This is a genomic window from Calothrix sp. NIES-3974, from assembly GCF_002368395.1.
GTDB lineage: Bacteria > Cyanobacteriota > Cyanobacteriia > Cyanobacteriales > Nostocaceae > NIES-3974.
In genome coordinates this window covers 2,876,747-2,896,548 of sequence record NZ_AP018254.1, presented here as the reverse complement: position 1 = coordinate 2,896,548, position 19,802 = coordinate 2,876,747, and the positions used below count along the sequence as shown (strand labels likewise).

At 42.3% G+C, this 19,802-nt stretch carries 13 protein-coding genes, 1 tRNA gene and 2 pseudogenes; 4 read left to right on the top strand and 12 right to left on the bottom strand.

What is annotated here, in order from left to right; all coding sequences use genetic code 11:
• Window positions 1-710 precede the first annotated feature (710 nt).
• The gene (gene nblR, locus CDC37_RS11500) at window positions 711-1,397 is read right to left on the bottom strand and encodes a response regulator transcription factor NblR (protein WP_096622043.1); all 687 of its coding nucleotides are present in this window, start codon (window positions 1,395-1,397) and stop codon (window positions 711-713) included.
• Window positions 1,398-2,063: 666 nt separating this feature from the next.
• Between nblR and CDC37_RS11495 the strand changes: the two genes are divergently transcribed.
• Entirely contained in the window at window positions 2,064-2,348 is a 285-nt protein-coding gene (locus CDC37_RS11495) for a hypothetical protein (RefSeq protein WP_157780719.1), read from the top strand.
• A 126-nt stretch (window positions 2,349-2,474) separates the two neighbouring features.
• Here CDC37_RS11495 and fba read toward each other — a convergent pair whose 3' ends face one another.
• The 6 genes and pseudogenes from fba to CDC37_RS11465 all read right to left on the bottom strand — a co-directional run bounded on the left by fba (window position 2,475) and on the right by CDC37_RS11465 (window position 9,130).
• Window positions 2,475-3,557, bottom strand: coding sequence for a class II fructose-bisphosphate aldolase (gene fba, locus CDC37_RS11490; RefSeq protein WP_096622040.1), 1,083 nt, complete (start codon window positions 3,555-3,557; stop codon window positions 2,475-2,477).
• Window positions 3,558-3,934: 377 nt separating this feature from the next.
• Window positions 3,935-4,006, bottom strand: a tRNA-Lys gene (locus CDC37_RS11485).
• A gap of 62 nt (window positions 4,007-4,068) precedes the next feature.
• Entirely contained in the window at window positions 4,069-4,938 is an 870-nt protein-coding gene (locus CDC37_RS11480; protein ID WP_096622039.1) for an aldose epimerase family protein, read from the bottom strand.
• A gap of 968 nt (window positions 4,939-5,906) precedes the next feature.
• Window positions 5,907-6,941, bottom strand: coding sequence for a pyruvate dehydrogenase (acetyl-transferring) E1 component subunit alpha (gene pdhA / locus CDC37_RS11475; RefSeq protein WP_096622037.1), 1,035 nt, complete (start codon window positions 6,939-6,941; stop codon window positions 5,907-5,909).
• Between the two features lie 111 nt (window positions 6,942-7,052).
• A pseudogene (locus CDC37_RS11470) lies at window positions 7,053-8,094 on the bottom strand (DUF1611 domain-containing protein).
• Complete coding sequence (locus CDC37_RS11465; protein WP_096622036.1) at window positions 8,078-9,130, bottom strand: dipeptide epimerase; 1,053 nt, start codon at window positions 9,128-9,130, stop codon at window positions 8,078-8,080. The pseudogene CDC37_RS11470 and the gene CDC37_RS11465 overlap by 17 nt, the downstream one beginning before the upstream one ends.
• 1,177 nt (window positions 9,131-10,307) lie before the next feature.
• Here CDC37_RS11465 and cobT point away from each other — a divergent pair.
• The gene (gene cobT, locus CDC37_RS11460; protein ID WP_231943402.1) at window positions 10,308-11,447 is read left to right on the top strand and encodes a nicotinate mononucleotide-dependent phosphoribosyltransferase CobT; all 1,140 of its coding nucleotides are present in this window, start codon (window positions 10,308-10,310) and stop codon (window positions 11,445-11,447) included.
• 370 nt (window positions 11,448-11,817) lie between these two features.
• Here the strand turns inward: cobT and CDC37_RS11455 are convergent, their stop codons facing one another.
• Window positions 11,818-12,195 carry a hypothetical protein gene (locus CDC37_RS11455; RefSeq protein WP_096622034.1) on the bottom strand — a complete coding sequence of 126 codons (378 nt, stop codon included), beginning with the start codon at window positions 12,193-12,195 and terminating at the stop codon, window positions 11,818-11,820.
• Between the two features lie 273 nt (window positions 12,196-12,468).
• Here CDC37_RS11455 and CDC37_RS25775 point away from each other — a divergent pair, with 273 nt between their 5' ends.
• Window positions 12,469-12,666: a transposase gene (locus CDC37_RS25775; RefSeq protein WP_197707078.1), complete on the top strand. Its 198-nt coding sequence runs from the start codon at window positions 12,469-12,471 to the stop codon at window positions 12,664-12,666.
• Window positions 12,667-12,898: 232 nt separating this feature from the next.
• Here the strand turns inward: CDC37_RS25775 and CDC37_RS11445 are convergent, their stop codons facing one another.
• Entirely contained in the window at window positions 12,899-14,407 is a 1,509-nt protein-coding gene (locus tag CDC37_RS11445; protein ID WP_231943400.1) for an iron uptake porin, read from the bottom strand.
• 749 nt (window positions 14,408-15,156) lie between these two features.
• Between CDC37_RS11445 and CDC37_RS11440 the strand changes: the two genes are divergently transcribed.
• Window positions 15,157-15,711, top strand: coding sequence for a DUF2808 domain-containing protein (locus CDC37_RS11440; protein ID WP_157780718.1), 555 nt, complete (start codon window positions 15,157-15,159; stop codon window positions 15,709-15,711).
• Window positions 15,712-15,737: 26 nt separating this feature from the next.
• On the opposite strand, the gene CDC37_RS11435 is transcribed toward CDC37_RS11440, so the two are convergent.
• From CDC37_RS11435 to glmU, 3 genes and pseudogenes are all read right to left on the bottom strand, one after another.
• Window positions 15,738-16,394 (bottom strand): glutathione S-transferase family protein, encoded by a 657-nt coding sequence (locus tag CDC37_RS11435; protein WP_096622030.1) that lies wholly within the window; start codon window positions 16,392-16,394, stop codon window positions 15,738-15,740.
• Between the two features lie 104 nt (window positions 16,395-16,498).
• Window positions 16,499-18,134, bottom strand: a pseudogene (locus tag CDC37_RS11430) (bifunctional metallophosphatase/5'-nucleotidase).
• A gap of 156 nt (window positions 18,135-18,290) precedes the next feature.
• The gene (glmU, locus tag CDC37_RS11425) at window positions 18,291-19,661 is read right to left on the bottom strand and encodes a bifunctional UDP-N-acetylglucosamine diphosphorylase/glucosamine-1-phosphate N-acetyltransferase GlmU (protein WP_096622028.1); all 1,371 of its coding nucleotides are present in this window, start codon (window positions 19,659-19,661) and stop codon (window positions 18,291-18,293) included.
• Window positions 19,662-19,802 lie beyond the last annotated feature (141 nt).

Sequence of the window (19,802 nt, the reverse complement as noted above, 5' to 3'; positions counted from 1 at the left end):
TTGGTAATCTAAATTTGTTGACGGTTGACTTTTAACAAGATTGAAACAGAATAATACCAATTTGAAAAAATAGGACAGATGAATTTTCAACAGACGTAGCATTGCTATGTCCCTTGTCGAACCTTTGTTTGCATCGGTATAAGTAGTCTATCTCTTCGAGAGGGGTAGGTATGAATATAAAAATATTTTCTTCCCCTGCTTCCCTTGCTTACCTCTACCCGTCAATTTTGGTCTGGTCGAGTACTAGCGGTCTGTTTACCGGATAGGGGGTCAAATACCCTATGGATTGACCAACGGTATCACATATTTAGGAGTTTGTGTCCTGGTGGGAAATTACTAGCGACCAAAAAATCATCTGAAATTCACTAATAGACAATCGTCAACCCTCAAACCAAAATCGTCAAGGTGGAAATTTCTCATTTACATGAATTGAAAGTGTAGACGAGTAGAAAATAGTGAGTAGTGTAGACCCATAGCAAATCTACTGGAGGATATCGGGAAAACGACTTTCATACTTTCTGATCTCAGCGGTACATGTAGGCTGACTTGAAAGTAAGTAGTCCGTAATGGGAGTAGGGAAGGGAAAAACCACTTTCATCTCCAAGAGAAGCTGCACTACGCGCATCTACGGCTTTTGGTGTAACCATTATATATAGGCTACTTACTCCCTGGAAGTTTTAGGGATTTGCTCCAGATCCGGGTATTGACTTTTAGGATTCTCGTAATACGTAACCTACACCACGTACAGTTTGAATCAGACGTTTTTGTCCTTCGTCTTCAATTTTCAGTCGTAAATAGCGAATATAAACCTCAATCACATTTGATTCACCCATAAAATCGTAACCCCAGACATTTTCGAGAATCTGCTCTCTAGTAAGAACTTCGCGGGGATGTTCCATTAAAAACTTTAATAGTTCAAATTCTTTCATGGTTAAATCAATTGCGCGTCCGTTGAGGATGGCTCGACGGGTTGCGACATCTAAAACTAAATCCCCAAATCGCAATTGTTCACTGCTTTCCGTTTCTGGTTTGAGGTATAGACGAACTAAATTGAGAAAATCTTCTGAACGGTAGGGTTTGAGAAAATAATCATCCGCACCTGCTTCTAAACAAGCAACACGATCATCAACGGTATCCCGCGCCATCAATACCATAATTGGCATCCGTTTTCCCTCACAACGAATACTTTTGCACAGAGATAAACCCGATTCACCAGCCAGCATACGATCGATCACAATTAAAGCTGGTTCGCGATCGCGGCTAGATTGTAAACCAATTGCGGCATTGTTTGCAACTGTAGCTTCGTAACCAGCTTCTCTCAGGTCCGATGATATCTGGTTAGCGAGGGTTTCATCGCTTTCTATCACTAAAACACAGGGATTGTGAGCAAGCATGATGATTTGATCAACGTCAGTATAGTATTGTCACCCAAAGTAATTATTATAGGTGTAACAATTCTTCGCTTCATCTATTTTTAATTTTTTTTCGGATTGAAAATCGGTATCTACCAAATGGGAAAGGGGGAAGCGTCAGTTGGGAGTGCTGATTAGCTGATTGATGGGTGATTATGTCCCTGTAAAAAAAATCCCAGAGGAGAATAATTGTATTTTTTGTTAGTCGCTATACTTGATTATGTTTATTGCCATAAATGGCTTTTCCCTAACAGCAAAAATTATTTTTTAGATAGATTGTCTTATCGGAAAGTTTTATCGCCAACTGAATTATATTCCACAATTTAATTCTATACCAAATTTCGGAAGATAATTTCTATATATTCTCGAAAAGTCTTTTAAATAAGCTTTATCACTCCATAACAGTTATAGATATACTCAGAGAAATCAGAGGTTATTAGTATCATTATATCCACCGACATCTCCCATTTAATCCGTTGATTAATGGATTGTTATTCAAGAACCAATTATTAGATAAAAAAGCTCAAAAAATATGCTCCATTTTTCGTTTTTTTATTCACAATAGAATCAGAAACCCTAAAAAATTGCTGTAGGTGTCTGCAATTGAAGGCTCGAAATCTTATTACTATCCTTGCCATTATCCCGATATTTTTGGCAAGCTGTACTTTGCGCAACTCCCCCCAACAACAAAACTCTCCCTTCTCCGACCGGGACTCCAATGATGACCTGCGTTCCCGAAGAGATTCCAATTCACGAGATGATTTTTCCGACCGGTCACGAGACGATTTTCGAGATGATTCCCGCGATCGCTCACGAGATGATTTTCAAGATGATTCCCGCGAGCGATCGCGAGAATTTCGTGACTCCCGTGAATTTGGCGACTCGAATCGCAATCAAGACCGTCGCTACCGTAACCACAACTGTCGTAACCGATAATGATATTGGTAAAATGTGACTAAATCAACATAAAAAACAAAAATACCAGGAAGACTCTCCTGGTATATATTCTTAATAACTCCTAACTAACTCCAACAAGTTCGTATATCAAGTTGAGAGCTAAAACTACACTTTAGCAGTAGCTTTGCTAATTGCAGCACTAAGTTCACCCTTGGCATACTTAACCGCAAACTCGTCAATCGACACTTGCTTAATCTTGCTTGCGTTACCAGCAGTACCAAACTGGTTGTAACGGTCAGCACAGACTTTTTGCATGTATTTAATCGAAGGTTTGAGGAAGTGACGAGGGTCAAATTCCTTGGGATTAGCAGCTAATGCTTCCCGAACAGCAGCAGTAATTGCCAAGCGGTTGTCGGTGTCAATATTTACTTTGCGCACACCGCTCTTAATCCCTTTTTGAATTTCTTCTACAGGTACACCGTAGGTCTCAGGAATCGTACCACCGTACTGGTTAATTAGAGCAATTAAATCTTCAGGTACGGAAGAAGAACCGTGCATTACCAAGTGGGTGTTAGGTAAGCGACGGTGAATTTCTTCAATCCGGCTAATCGCTAAAATTTCTCCCGTCGGCTTACGGGTAAACTTATAAGCACCGTGACTAGTACCGATTGCTACCGCTAAAGCATCAACTTGGGTTTGTTCAACAAAATCAACTGCTTGGTCGGGGTCGGTTAAAAGCTGGGAGTGGTCTAGTTTTCCTTCAAAACCGTGACCATCTTCCTTGTCACCCATACCGGTTTCTAAAGAACCTAAACAGCCAAGCTCACCTTCTACACTCACACCCAATGCATGGGCTACTTTCACCACTTCACGAGTAACATTGACATTATACTCGTAGCTTGCGGGGGTTTTGGCATCGGCTTCCAGGGAACCATCCATCATCACACTGGTAAAGCCATTTTTGATTGCTGAATAGCAGGTTGCAGGTTCATTCCCGTGGTCTTGGTGCATAGCAATGGGAATATGGGGATAGGTTTCCACCGCAGCTAAAATCAAGTGACGGAGGAAGTTTTCTCCTGCATAGGACCGAGCTCCACGAGATGCTTGTAAAATCACAGGGCTATCGGTTTCTTGAGCAGCTCTCATTATTGCCTGAATCTGCTCCATGTTGTTGACGTTGTAAGCGGGAATGCCATAACCATTCTCAGCCGCGTGATCCAATAACAGCCGCATTGGTACGAGCGCCATAATCCAAATTCTCCTAATGTGGTTGTCAGCTAGTCGGTTCTTTGAAGAGCGTATGTATTACGCTAATCTTAAGATTTTCTGAACTTATAGGAAATTATAACTACTCCTGTGTGCTTATGTTGAAAAAAGTTAATTACTAATTGCATCAGATTGAGTTGGCGATCGCCCTACCTCCATCGATTCAATTTTTACCAGTAGTCCCGTCTTGGCCAATTTAGTGTTGCCGTCTGTAAACTCATTCATAACTTACTTTCACAAAAGATTAAGTTTTGTATGCAACCGTTACCAAGGAAGGATATGTAATTTATGTAACTTTACCCAGACTGTTGTCGGGGATTTGTTCATAAACTACCCATAGACGTGATTAAATGTTTTTATGGGTCGCCTGGGATTCGAACCCAGAACTAATCGGTTAAAAGCCGAGTACTCTACCATTGAGTTAGCGACCCGCTGCCTTTTTTCAAGGCTATATTAGCTTACCAATATATCTGTAGATTTGTAAAGGGGTTAATCAGAGAAAATTCCCATCCAGTCGAATTGAGGTGGTGTAGGTGCTGTCAGGACTGAGTTTGATGATATTTTCTCCGGTGTTGATGGCATTGCGTGGTCCAGTCCAAGGTTCGAGACAATAGAATTCCTTGCCTTTGAGAGTCCAAAATACCAAGGTGGCAAAAACACTGTCAAACGTAAGTGTTAATTGCAGTTTGCGGCTATTGTCAGTGACGGTAGCAGCGTGTTTGGTTAACTGTCGAAAAGCCACGTCAATTTCCTCCCGTTCAAAGTCGAAGTTACCAGCAAAAGGATGACTTTGCTTAGTTTTTTGGTCTTGGTATTCAGTTGCAGGAATATCAAACACAAGTTGATTTTTGTCGGTTGTCAAAAAGTAGGGGTGGAAACCAGCCGAAAAAGGCATGGTCGTGGATGACAGATTTTGGTACTTTTGCTGAATTTCCAGGCAATTCTCGGTCAAAATATAGGTGAATTCTAAATGAAAATCAAAGGGGTAGACCTGTTTCGTTTCGGAGTTGCTATCGAGGGTGAGGGTGAGGGATGCTCCCTCCTGGGTAGACTGATTGCTGACAGACCAGGGTAAATCCCGCGCAAATCCATGTTGTTTCAGGGTATAGGACTGACCGTTATGGGTGTAGGTGTTATCGGGTAAGTTACCGCAAATCGGGAATAAAATTGGATTACCACCCCTCACACTCAGACTAGGGTCACGAAAGCGTTCCTCATCCAAGTAAAAAATTTCCTGACCTTGAATTCGCCAACGGGTAATAATTCCTCCCCGTTCTGGGACAACTTCCAACTGGGAATTATTAGTACTACAACTGAGAATGTAGGTGAGATATTGGTTCTGTTGTTGGGAAATGGAAAACATGAATTGATTTGGGATTTTAGATTTTGGATTTTGGATTTTGGATTTTGGATTCAATCTAACGTGAGTTGGATGAACTTCAAGCAATGTTCAAGCGACGAAAGTATGTATTGTCCGTAAATCTAAGAGGATGTTTGTCAAGAGTCAATAAATACTTTATCAACCACTTCTTGAAGAGAGTAAATAGGCTCAAACGGTATATTTGTCGTGATCAACTGTACAGACGCGACATGTAGCGTCTCTCCCGATTCCCTTCTACCTGTAGAGACGACCCGACGAGTGGTCTCTACCCCCAAAAAACAAGCTTGTTAAGTATTAAAATCGACTTGTAAAACATCCTTTAAGAAATATGGGTAGAAACAACCTGACATCTACTTTGTAAAGACGACCCGATGGGTCGTCTCTGGGAAATAGGAAATAATACAATACGATTCAGTAAAAGATAACTGTAGGTTGGGTTGAGAGGCTTTGCGTAGACTGTTGATTTTGTGGAAATTTACCCATAAGTTCACACAGTTTTTGTGATGATCTCGTCCCGATGCTCCGCGTGGGGACACATTCTGAGAGGGCTACTGCCTCAAATCAGGAAGCAGAGCTTCCCTATATGTATCAACAGCCGGAGTATGGGAACAAGTTTGTTGTCACGGTTTGTGCATGAATTTGCGACCCCAAAAAAGGCACAAGGTACACAGCCTAGGCTCTGCCTCTACATACTTCAACCCAACCTACCCAGTAATCAAGCTTTGAAGTCTAACTGAACTGTATTGGGAAATAATGGTCATTCTTTCGGATGAGAATAATTTTTATTTGGCTAGAAGTTCGATTTTTCCCTTGAGAAAGTCGGGATTCCAACTTCATCAAAAAATACTTTGCACAGTCAATAAATGAACTTTTCCTGTAGATGCTTAATCTTTGAAGAGACGTAGGTAGGATAGCTACGTCTTTACTGTCAACTGTCAACACATCAAAACCTATTCGTCTTCAGCAAAAATAAAGCGATAGAGTTCGCTGGGGTCTGGTTCCGGACTAGTTTCCGCAAATTCAACCGCGTCATCAACCACTGCTGTAATTTTTTGATCGATGGCTTTAAGTTCCTCAGAGGTAGCAAGTTGATGTTCCACCAAGTAGGTGGCTAATTTTTTAATCGGGTCACGGGAAAACCAAAATTCCTTTTCTTCCTTAGCTCTGAGTTCGTCTGGGTCTGCCAAGGAATGACCGCGAAAACGATAGGTTAAGGCTTCAATTAAAGTTGGCCCTTCTCCTGCACGCGCACGTTTAATGGCTTCCTTGGCAACTGCATTCACCGCGAGGACATCCATCCCATCAACTTCTACACCAACCATGTTGAACACACTAGCTTTTTTGTAGATTTCCGGGTCAGAAGTCGCACGTTCGTGGGCCATCCCAATCGCCCACTTATTATTCTCGACGACAAAAATAATCGGTAATTTCCACAGTGCAGCCATATTTAAGGTTTCAAAAAACTGCCCATTATTAGCTGCTCCATCACCAAAAAAACAGGCTGTCACTTGGTCTGCACTAGTATCACCCATTACTTCCCGGCGGTATTTAGTTTGGAAAGCCGCTCCCGCAGCAACGGGAATACCTTCAGCGACAAAGGCATAACCACCGAGTAAACGATGTTTGGCGGAAAACATATGCATGGAGCCACCCCGTCCCTTACTACAGCCAGTAGCTTTGCCGAACAGTTCTGCCATGACCTCCCGTGCTGGTACTCCAGAACTGAGGGCATGAACGTGGTCACGATAGGTACTTGATACGTAATCTTCCCCTGGTCGCATGGCTTTAATTACACCCGATGATACGGCTTCCTGTCCGTTGTACAGGTGAACAAAGCCGAACATCTTACCGCGATAGTACATCTCCGCACACTTGTCTTCAAAAAAGCGACCGAGAACCATGTCTTCGTATAAAACGAGACCTTCTTCGCGAGTGATGGGAGTGGAAGCAGCGTTAAATTTTGGTAATGTGCGTTCTTGAACCATTCTTTTGAGTTTATCTATCCTGTGGTAAATCTAAAGTTACCATATCAATAAACGGTTAACTGTTAACTGTTGACCCTTAACTCAATTCTTCTGTCTTCTGTCTCCTGTATTTTAACTACGCATTACCGCATCTAATAATTTATCTGCTCCAAAACGAATTACATCCGTACAGGGTAAACCCGTTTCCTCTTCGGTTTGGGCGATCGCTTGTTGTGCTGCCATCTCATCTAAGTGGTGAGTATTTAAAGCTATGCCTACCACTGGTACTGCTGCAAAGGCTCCCGCACCCCGTGCTACCATTTCATATAATTTAATGACTTCGGTTAAAGGGGGGAATGGGTACACCTTCAATCACTTCCGTTTGACCTGCTCGGTGGACGAGAATCATTTGGGTCGGTTGGGAACCGCGAATTAAAGGTAAGGTGGCAGTAGAGCCAGGGTGTAAAAGGGAACCTTGTCCTTCGATATGCAAAATATCGTAATTCTTGCCGTAACGCATCACCACCCCTTCCACAGCACCAGCAGCATAGTCTACGCGCACCGCATCCAGGGGAACCCCATCCCCTTCTAACATCAATCCAGTTTGTCCAGTGGCTAAAAATTTGGAACGCCATCCCCGCAATCGGCAAGCCCAGTGCAATTCCAAGGAGGTGGACATTTTACCGACTGACATATCAGTACCGACGGTCAAAACACGGCGACAGGGAAGTGTGCGAGCTAGGGCTTGGGCAATACCTAGATTACTCGGTTCTTTGCGGACATCCCAAATGACTTGCCCAGGTTTGAGGAGGGTTTTGAGTTCGGGGATATTGGCTAGTGGAGTATGTAAACCATTGACAATGGACATTCCCGCTTTTAACGCATCCTTTAATTCATGCCAATAATCATCGGGAATCATCCCTCCTTTGGGAGCAATCCCGATTACTAAAACCTGGGGTTGGAACTGTAAGGCATCGGCAACGGAAGCCACAATGGGGACATCACGCTGGATTCCTGTTAGTTCTGTCAAGTTTTTACCTGCACATTCAATATCAATGACTGCTACTAGAGGGGCTTCGCTATAACGTAGCAAGGATAATCCTGTTTTGCCCAGTCGGCTTTGAATACCGCCATGTAAGAGAATTGCAACTTTTTGATTAAGTGCCAGCCGCACAGTGTTCTACTCCCAATCCAGAAGAATTATTTGGAACTACACGCCCTTGGTGGAGAATTGCTCCACGAAAAGGGTCATTAACTAGATTAAGATGACTGTCCAAATCTAGATAGTCTGCGAGGGGAGATAGTTGGGCTGCGGCTGTATTGGTTAAAGCACTATCGGAATAGCAACCAAACATCACCTGTAGGCCACAGGCACGAGCGACTTGAATCATTTGCATCGCCGGAGTAATACCACCGCATTTCATTAATTTAATGTTAATGCCGTCGATATGGGCTGCTAATGCCAGAATATCACCGCTATGGCAGCAACTTTCATCCACAAATATTGGTAAGGGCTGATTTTGTTTAACTTGGCTTAATTTTGCTTCCTCTCCCCTCGCCAAGGGCTGTTCAATATACCTCACCCCAAAATCCGCCAACCACCGACCCATTGCGATCGCATTTTCTACGTCCCATCCCCCATTGGCATCTACTAGTAGTTCTTGGTGGGGGGCAACTTCTTTGATGGCTGTGAACATTTGTTGATCGGCAATGATTCCCTGGGGGTTTCCCAATTTGATTTTCAAGACTTGAATATCAGCAAATTCTAACCAAGCTAAAGTTCTTTCTTGGGCAGCACTAGGGGTGTTGATACCAATAGTCACCGAGGTGGGTTGGATTTGCTGGATATCCAACCCCCAAATTCGCCATAGGGGTAAACCCACACTTTTACCAAACCAATCGTATAATGCCACATCGATGGCTGCTTGAACTGAACTTGGTAGATGGGCTTGGGCCATTTTCACCCCAATTTCCTGGCGTTGGTAAGGGGTAAATGGCTCTAGTTCGGGAATAAATTCTTTGAGGGCTGTTTCTATCATTGCCAGCGTCACCGGCTGTCCTTGGGCACGGAAGGGTGACGCTTCCCCCCATCCTTCAATCCCGTCATGGATGATTTTCAGCCAAATATTTGTACTGGCAGCTGTGGTTCCATAGCTAATTTGCAGGGGAAAACGTTTATTAACTGTGAAGGGTTGGAATTCAATTTGCACTCTTTTTTCTTGATGAAGAGTAGGAATACAGAATACAGGATACAGGATACAGGAGGGAAGGGAAAGAAGGAGTTTTTTTGTAATTAGGTATTAGTACTCGTGCAAAATAAATTGTACCTTTAGGCAAGGGAATAGGAATATTATGCATAGGCACTTCAGTTGCGATCGCAATCATGCATTCAAAAGAGACAGACTTAGCAATGCTACGTCTCTACCCCTATCCCTCTGGATTGATTAGTTATTTAAATCTGTGAAAATGCCAAATTTGTACAGACCCCCAGTTCTTCGACTTATTGAGAAAAATCTGGACTCTATTCTCAATATTAATGCTATAGATTCTCATATTTTCACGAAATCATGAGACTTTCAGGACTGATTATTGACATCTTGACAAATCCCAGATAGCATATAGTATATTGCCGCCGGAGCTATAAAAACTAAACAGCATGGTCATCCAAAAGCATTTTTGAGCCTTTGAAGTAGTGTAAATATGTGATGCGAGCGACCAAGTTTCTGCATAAAACAGGCTAGTACAGCGCGGCGTAAATACACCTACCTTTCCCCTCGCTCCCATGCTCCGCGTGGGAGCAGAATCTCCGAGGTTCCTGCTTCGTGAATGAAGGCAGAGCCTTCAACTCATTAAGCGACCACGCGGAGCATGGTCACTAGATAAAAAGTTAATACTCAGTTTATTTCAGCCAACCTGTACTAGAAGCATGTTTCCCCAATCAAATATAAATAAAAAGTAAAAATATTTGAGTTATGACTGAAAATATAGTTAGACTCCCAATATTTTAAGGTGTTGAGTTTAGATGCGGGGGTCTGTGAAAACTAGTACGAGTCTGCGTAAATATCCAGACCATTTATCTGGTGAGTATGCTCTGCGTAGTCACCCAGTACATGAGGGCTACCGCCTTCATTCAAGAGGCGGGAGCCTCCCACTCTTAAACTCCCACGCGGAGCATGGGATTCAGGGAAATGGTAGGTGTATTTATGCCATGCGGTACTAGAGATAAAGACTTAAAATCATTCCCTACCCGATAAAGGTTTCCTGACCCCACTAAAAGACTTTTTTCCGCAGACCCTGTTTTAGTACTACAAACTCAATATTTTTTGATTTAAAAGTGGTCAAGCGAAACAAATCTAAAATTAATCAAAATCCAAAATCCCCAATTCTTTGTCAGAACAGATTCAACCAAACATTAAAATCTACACAGAAGCACAACGCGGTACTACATGGCTAGCTCAATATGGCGGTGTAATGCCAGTGTTTATTTGTGTGCTAGGATTTACAGCCACAGCGCGGATTGAGGGGATTTCCGCAGCAGGAAAAACCCCCCAAGACCGGGAATTTACTGCGGCTGCGGATGCCGAATTTTTATATTACGGCATCAATCATCGACCGAAATATCCCTTACCACCCTTAACAGCCGGAGTTTCGCCAGTATTTATTACCCGTGCAGTTACAGAAAATCTCCCCATCCCCACCTATATTTTCAATGCCGGATTATCGATAGCTAACCCTTTTAGGGGAATTATTGATTTACAAGGCACTTCAGCTCAATGTTTAACCACAGGTAAGGCAATGGATTTAGCTGTGGTAGAACATTTATTTCATCAAGGATTAAAGTGGGGTGAAAAACTCAGCCACAGCCCATCCCGACCCCAATACCTAATTATTTCCGAATGTGTCGTTGCTGGAACCACCACCGCTTTAGCCGTGTTGATGGGTTTAGGAATTAATGCCATCGGCAAAGTCAACAGCAGTCATCCGGTTTGTAACCACGAGCAAAAATTACAAGTTGTCCAAACCGGCTTAAATCAGATTTCCCACCTGAACCATATTCATCCCTACCAACTCGTTGCCGCCGTTGGCGACCCAATGCAAATTGTGGTTGCAGGAATGGCGATCGCAGCCAGTCGTCATGGTGGTGTGATGTTAGCGGGGGGAACCCAGATGCTAGCAGTATATGCCCTAGCAAGAGCGATCGCATCAAGGGAAAATCTTCCCTGGTATCCAGACAACATCGTCGTTGGTACAACTCGCTGGGTTGCCGAAGACCCCACCGGAGCAACCGTCGAACTAGCCGAAATGATTGGCACATCCTACTTGGATACTCCCCCTCTATTAGCTACCCAATTAAACTTTACCCACTCCCGTTTTCCCCAACTCCAAGCCTACGAACAAGGATTTGTCAAAGAAGGTGTCGGTGCTGGTGGTAGTGCGATCGCTTCCCATCTTTTGGGAAATTGGCAAAATAATCAACTTGTTGCAGCAGTGGAAAAACTCATCGTTCAATATAAATCAATACGGTAAAGATAACTGTAGGTTGGGTTGAGGCCTTGCGTAGACTGTTGATTTTGTGGACATTTACCCATAAGTTCACACAGTTTTTGTGATGATCTCGTCCCTATGCTCCGCGTGGGGACGCATTCCACGAGGGCTACTACCTCTACATTCTTCAACCCAACCTACCCAATAATCCGGCTTTTAAGTCTAACTGAACTGTACTGTATTGCAATATAAATTATCCGATTTTGGATTTTAGAGACGACCCGACGGGTCATCTCTATTTTTGCCAACAATTAGCGGAGAAATTGCCGCATCATGCAACCTCTCCGCATCAAATCACAACTAAATTCACAAAATCCAGGACTTTAACTCGAAAAACACAATTAAATCAGATTTAAGAACTAATTCGTTTAATCAGTAACTGCTCCTCCAAAGCCGCAATTCGGTTATAAGCAGCCGTTAATTGGGCTGTTAAACGTTGAATTTGCACCTCTGGAGTCAGGCTTCTATCACCACCTTGGAGATTTGTATCTGAATACACACCATCTGCCAAAATGTCCTTATGTTCCATTTCGGAATTAAAGCTAATATGCCCTTTAAAGTGGTAATTAGGTGTATCCTCTTGACGATGGGAATTACCACACTCGGCAATACTTTCAACCTGACATTCCGACAAAATGCTCGACACTTTTTGGTCAAGCTGCTCAATCAGACGGGAGAGAACATCGAGTTTATGTCCCAATGTTAACACCTGTTCTTGTAATGAATCCATTTAATACCCTCATGGGCTGTTTTTCTCTATAGTATTCAACCTCTCTGTATCGTTAAGCATACTTATGAATTATTTAATTTTTAAGATTTTCCTTTGATTTGAGAGATGAAAATCATTATTTCTTCATAATTCGTCATTATTTTCTTATTTTTCTCGGAAACATTGATATAGTCAGGAGTTTAGGGTAATGGATAGGTAGGAAGAGCTTAGTTATGTAGGTCATTAATTTGAGTCGAGTCACTAGAAGCTCAAAAGCTAGGATGAGTAAGGGTCATAGTACAAGATAACAGTCCAATACATAGATGCTCTGATGTTCAACAGTTATGGGCAAAGTGGGAACAAATGGAGTTGTATATCTTTTTTCTACCTAAGTATTGTTCGGAGATGAACCCGATTGAATTGGAATGGCAACATCTCAAAAAAGATGAATTATCAGGACAAATGTTTGATGATGAATTAGACCTTGCCTAGGCTGTAATTAACGGAGTTCAAGCTAGAGGAAAGGGAGGAAACTATAGGACAGAACGTGTTAAATTTTACTCAAACAATTCTCCTTAACTAATCGTTACATAACTGCAAATTTTTCCGCCGACTTACTTAGCCTGCGGCAACGCTTCGTGTACGTAATTCGTAATACTAATTTTTTCTAATTAGGCAACGGATGGAATCTAGGAAATCATGCATGTTTATAGATATATCAACTTCAAAACAGAAAAGTTTGTCGAATCGTCCAGACATAAATTGGGTCATTATTGGCATTATGTTCTGGATTAATAATTAAATAAGCACCAGGGGTAATATACATATTCTCATTAATTCGATAACGATAAAAAGCCTCCAAATGCCAAGTTGTATCTGGGTCTTTCCTTTCATCTAAATCGGTTTCTACCACCCTGGGAGGTTGACCAACCACAAAACCCAATAAATTACCCTGACCACCAATATCATTTAACCCGAAAGTCACAGCCCAAGTGGAAATTTTTGCCCTATCTCCCTGATTTTCCCCAGATTCAGCCTTTGCATCGATCAAACCCACCCAACCCGATAAAGTAGCTTTGCGATTCAACCGATAGGAAGCTTGGATCCCATACGCATTTGCAGTTGTTGGATCACCGTCAAAGGGGTCATTGGCAAAATCGCTACCCTTACCCGTATCCAAAGTATTATAGGCGCGAATATAGGTCAGACCCAAACTTAGTTTATCAGTGGGAAGCAAACTTAATTGGGCGATCGCGCCATATTTACCTCCACCAATCCCCTGTTTTGGGTTATTTGGTTGACCCCCAGCCATATATCCTACCGCTAAACGCACCTGGTCACTAAATCGATACTCCATCCCGACACCAGTTCCACCTCCGAAGTCATAAATTGCCGACTTTTCACTAAAATTAGCAATATGACCAATTGCGCTATTGCCAACGGGTGAATTGAAGCTACTCGTAAAAGCAGTTAAACTCCCACCTTCAGTGGAAACAAATACCTGTAATTTCCTAGTTGGTCGAAATTGATAGCTGAGTTGACTAATTTCCCAATTATTGCGACTATCCCCAGCAAAGGATAAATTCGCCATATCCGTATCCGTCACCCGATTAAATCGCGTACTGTTTCTTGCTAATAAACGTATTCGCAATCGGTCTTTTCCAATGAAACTACTATCCAAGTTCAACTCAGTCCGATGGCTAAACACCACATTCCCATCGACATCATTCCCACCAAAACCACTCAACCCAAAAATAGCCTTTCCCAGTAATTGGGTCGTGGTGGAAAAACTTGGTATTTTTTCTAGTTTCGATAACCTGTCTCCTACAGGTTGTAACCGGGGAGTAACTTCAGCTAACTCCTGGGAAAACTCTGTTTGCAACTTACGAATCACCGCTAACTCTTCTTGAGTTGCATAATTTTCCCTCGTAGTCTGAATTATCTGATTCACCCTCTCCCAGCAACTTGCAAAAGCAGCAGCAAATTCATACCGACTTAGACTCCGATTACCTCGGAAGGTTTGATCCGGATATCCCGCAATACAACCATAACGTTCCACTAGAGATTGTAAAGCCTGAAATGCCCAATCTGTAGGTTGCACATCCGCAAGTTGATTCACCGATGTCACTGGTACTTCTGCTTGAGGTTGACTAGTATTTGTCTGCTGATATGGGAAAGTTTTTGAGGGAGTATTGTTATTTTCTGTCTTACTAGGAGTAATCTCCAATTCCATTCCCTGAGCAGAAGCAATATTTATCGCTTTTGTAGAAGCTAGTATAAAAACACTACAAAAAAAGATGATTGTTTTATATAATACAATTGGTTTGTATGGGCAATGGGTAAAACCTGTCATAATGGCAGTAATTAATGAGTAGTTTTTGATTCACCTGTCCGCAGAATTGGACATGTATAATAATTTGCATTTTGGAATTATTTTATGTAACTTAAAATGTTCACCCTAGCTACTAGTTTTAAATACAACTAAGTGCTAATGAAACAATATTTTCCTAAAATCCTTCTCCCCAAGTAAAATAAGTTGCTGGGACTTGTGATTGATTCTACCAGAAAATTTTGGCCGGGTATAAAAAAAGGTGAATTTCAGATGATAGTAATGGATTATTAGGACTTATGCAGCTGGCAGATTTAAGTATCCATGCATAATTAATTGTGTATTGCCATTACTAGCTCATGTTTCTGTGAAGGAGTGTGCAGCGTTAGCTTGGCTATGCTTGGTAAAAGTGACTCAGGGAAACGATTTTGTCCTCAGCGTTTGAGATTGCTTCGTAATGATACAAATAATCTTGCATACCCACTTATCAGTCTAGGGTATGCGTCACGCACTGACGAACATTCGGAGAATACCATCAATTCTGAACATCGCCAACGCACCTGTACATCAAGAAAATTAACGATATTTGATGGGAACTAATTAGCAAAAGTATGATAAACAAAGGGTGTGAATACGAGAATCAGAAAATAACTATGAAATCTACTTTTAAGCTCTTTCCAATTGCTATTACAGCATCAGTTGCATCCTTATTAACAATACCACCATCTGGTAGTGTCGCTTTACCAAGTGATGATAGTCAAGCTGTCAACTCTCAATTGAAAGACAAAGAATATTTATCCCTTGTGAGTGTCAGAGCTAACGAAATTACTGTCGGGACGAGAAATACTGAGTATTATTTTACAATCAATATACCCAAATCTTCCCACTCCCTGCAAAAAGTTAACATAGCTCAACGGGGTGGATATGATATTATCAGATTTCATCAGCAGCGTATTCGCGCTTATGTTATTGGTGAAATCAGAAAAGAAATTAAAATTGCCAACATAGAACCAGAATCCCAGGGAATTTCCATCACCTTTGCAGAACCTGTGGAACCAGGACAAAGATTAACAGTGGTCATGGGAGTGAAAGAAAATCCTCTCAACGATGGAAATTATTTATTTGTGGTCACGGTCTTCCCCGAAGGAAAATTAGACATGGGTCAATCTTTGGGTGTAGGGAGATTACGAATTACTTCTGTACTTTAAAGGGTGTATATGATGGAGGGAGTCCCTCAGAAACGTCTTGCTAAAATTGCTCGAATATGGGGAATAGCAGTTGCGATCGCGGCGGGTTTTAGGGCTGTTGTTTGCCAACTTTCCCTTGCTTCCAGTTGGTTTAGCCATCCTTGGAGGTGGGGATAACTATCCAAATCAAACCCCATGAAGGGTAATGAAGAAACAACCGTTCCCGCAACGATATCTCCCAAGGTTAGCTGATCATTCACAAAATAGGTACGTCCATCCAGCAAGTTTTCGTAGAATTGCATCACCGTCAGGATTCGTTGGCGAGCATCATCTATTTTACCAGCATCCACATCCAATCCCACCAACTTTCGAGTTAAGGGAATTAATGCTGGTTGCAGTTCACCAACTGTCACCATTTTCACCATTCGCACAGTTGCAATTTCTTCAGCTAGATGGGGTATTAAAGAAGGTGTAGGATACTTAGCTTCTAAATAATCCAAAATAGCCAGGGATTCCACCACCCGCAACCCATGATCAACAATTACAGGAACCCGTTGCAATGGGTTAATTGCTGTAAATTCGTCACCAAATTGATCCCCATCCAGCTTGACCAAGACTGCTTCAAAGGGAATTTGCTTCTCCAGTAATGTCACCCAAACTCGACGGGCATTCATCGAAACCGGATTGTAATAAAACTTTAGCATGGTGGTTCGGGAGATAGGGAATCTGTATTGTAGCAATTTAGGTATGGGCAATAAAGGAATTACACAACCCACCAGCGCGATCGCCTTGTAGTAGTTTTCAGGAATTAGGGTGTCTCATAGTAATTCTGGTTGCGTTCAGAAATTTTTGCCACCTGTACAATTCGCTTGTCAAGTTGTTGATTAATGGGGGAGTGAGAACTAATATAATCCATGACTACATCTGCTAGCAGAAAACCTGTATCAATTTGATTTTTCCCGCTTTTAAAAACTTCGTAACCATCCCCACCATTGAGCAGAAAGTTATTAGTAATTACACGATAGGTAGCTTTTGTATCCAGGGGTTGATAGTTGCCATCAGCATTTTGTACTTGAATAGATAAAATACGTTTTCCTGGAGGAGCTTGGGGATTCAACTCAAACCGTAGTCCTGCAACCTGGGGAAAACGTCCTTCTCCATTTTCAATTGTACTCACACCGTTCTCTAGCGCTTCCCTCAGTTGTACACCAGTTAAATCAAGTCGAGCAATTGTGTTCAAAGGGTAATACTTCCAGGACATTGCCAACGGTTATATCTCCAATGGGAATGCTGCTGCGAATACCTCCACCATTTATAATTACGACTTGAGCGCCATCTGGACGGGTTTTATCAAGTATGGCATCTGCGATCAAGTTACCCAGATTAGTTTCTTGGGTACGTATTTTAGCCCGGTCTCCATCGAGGGTGACAACTGTTTTGCCAATAACTTTTTGTCTTAGTGCTTGAATTGGGGCTGCAAACTGCTCTAATTTTTGCTTAAAAGCTGAATCAGGTGCAATCTCTTGACTCACGGGTGTGGGGGAACCTTGCCAAGAAATTACGTCACCCCGAGAATCAAACCTCACGTGAATATCTCCTAAGTATTTTCCCCACTCCCAATCAGTGACAATCAGTACTTCTTTGCCATTTGGTGATTTCTCCAGGATGGGATAGGGAACAGTTGCACCTGGCATATTCCCCAAGGGTGTATGGGAATGGCCACCCACAATTATATCAATACCGTCAACTTGCTGGGCTAATTTCCGGTCAGCCTGGATACCGATATGGGTCAGAGCGATTATTTTGTTGACATTTTGACTGGTTAAGTCTGTAACTGCATTTTTTGCAGCGTTAATCGGGTCGGTGAAGGTGATTCCATCACCTGGGTTGGAGAGAATCGCTGTTTTTTCTGTAGTCAGTCCAAAGATACCGATTTTTTCCCCATTAAGTTGTAAAACAGTCCAAGGTTTGATCTGATTAGCCAGGGGTGAGGTTGGAGCGACCTGGATATTAGCAGAAATGAGGGGAAATTTAGCTTTGCGGACAAAATCAGCTAATACCTGTTGTCCACGATCAAATTCATGATTACCGAGGGTAGCTAAATTGTAACCCAAGTCATTGTAGAAGGATAAATCTGCTTGACCGAGATAGCGATTAAAATACAAAGTTCCTTGAAAAATATCACCCGCATCTAATAATAAAAGTGGTTCCTTTGTCTTGGCATTTTCTGCACGGATTTTGTCAATTAGGGTCTTGCGTCTGACAATACCACCCAATTCCTCTTTGTTAAAATCAATTGCTTCTAAATGGGCATGGTGGTCATTGGTGTGTAGGATATGTAAGGTAAAATCGGCTGATTGAACAATGGTAGAAGTAATTGCATAGGAAACTAAAACAACGATACCTAGAATTAAACCTAGAAACCATAGCCGAGATTTACGCATAGGGTTATCTTCAAAATGGGAAGGATGGGGTTGTAATTAGAATAATACTTTTAATGGAATCATCGAAAAAGACGTAGCAGTGCATAATTGGAAAAGACGTAGCAGTGCTACGTCTCTATGGGTCTGTTGCAATTACAATTTCAATTGGGATGGAATTTAATTTTGTTGTTTGGCATCACGCTGTTTACTTACCCAACCGGGTTTGATAACTTGTTGAGGACGAGCAATTACTAAACAATCATCGGATACATCCGTGGTGACAGTAGAACCCGCAGCAACGTAAACATCGTTACCTAAAGTCAAAGGAGCAACTAACACCGAATTAGAACCCGTACTTGTGCGATCGCCGATTTTGGTTTTATGCTTGTTAAAGCCGTCATAATTAGCTGTAATTGTACCTGCACCAATATTTACTTTGGTTCCAGTGGTGGCATCGCCAAGGTAGGATAAATGGGCGACATTGGTTTTATCCCCTAACTGGGTATTTTTTAACTCCACAAAGTTACCAATTCGACAGCCCATACCAACCTGCGCCTGACCACGTAGGTGAGCATAGGGACCAATTCGACTTCCAGATGCCACCAGACTATCGGTAATTACGGAATACTTAACGGTGACATTCTCCTGGATTTCACTGTTCTCAATTAAACAACCTGGTCCGATTCGACAGCCTGTTTTAATTACGGTATTTCCCCGCAGGTGGGTTTGTGGTTCAATAGTGACATCTGGTTCTAACTGAACATTTTCATCAATGGTCACACTACTAGGTTCAATAATTGTCACCCCAGCAGCCATCCATTCAGATTTGATCCGACGCTGTAAAATTTCATAGGCTCCAGCTAACTGGATGCGATCATTAATACCGAGAATCTCTTGGGAGTCCTCCACATCAACCGCCATCACTGGACTAACTTGGGTGACAGCATCGGTGAGATAATATTCGCCTTGAGCATTATTTGCTTGCAATTCTGGCAACACCCGTGCTAAATCTTGCCAGCGAAAACAGTAAATTCCCGCATTTATCCGTCGATTTTGTTTTTGGGCTGGGGTACAGTCCTTATCTTCAACAATTTGCTGGACAACATTTTCACCGTTACAAAAAACCCGTCCATAGCCTTTGGGGTCAGGGAGGTAGGCTGTTAAAATTGTCGCTGCATTTTGGTTTTGTTTATGGGTTTGCAGAAGGTTTTTCAGGGTGTCGGGACGCAATAGGGGTACATCGCCGTTTAAAATCAGTAAATCCCCATCATAACCCTGTAAATGGGGTAATAACTGTTGGATTGCATGTCCCGTACCTAATTGTTGAGTTTGTTCCACAAATTCCAGATCCGGGATTTCCAACAATGCCGTTTTCACAAGTTCGGCTTGGTAGCCAACTATGACCATGCGTCTGGATGGAGAAAGTGGCTCCACGCACCGCAGAACCCGCTCTACCAGCGAAAAACCACCAAGGGGGTGTAAAACCTTGGGGAGGCTAGATTTCATCCGTGTACCGCGTCCTGCGGCCAAAATTGCGACAACTACCATAATGCGCCTTGGCTTTTGTAATATTTTGTGTGAATGAGCTTCGATTCGAGTTTAAGCCCAAATCATACCGAAATACCTCTACCAGGAAAATGTTTCTTGCTTACAATTAATTAGCTCCTCTCCCCCAATTCCTTTCTTGTT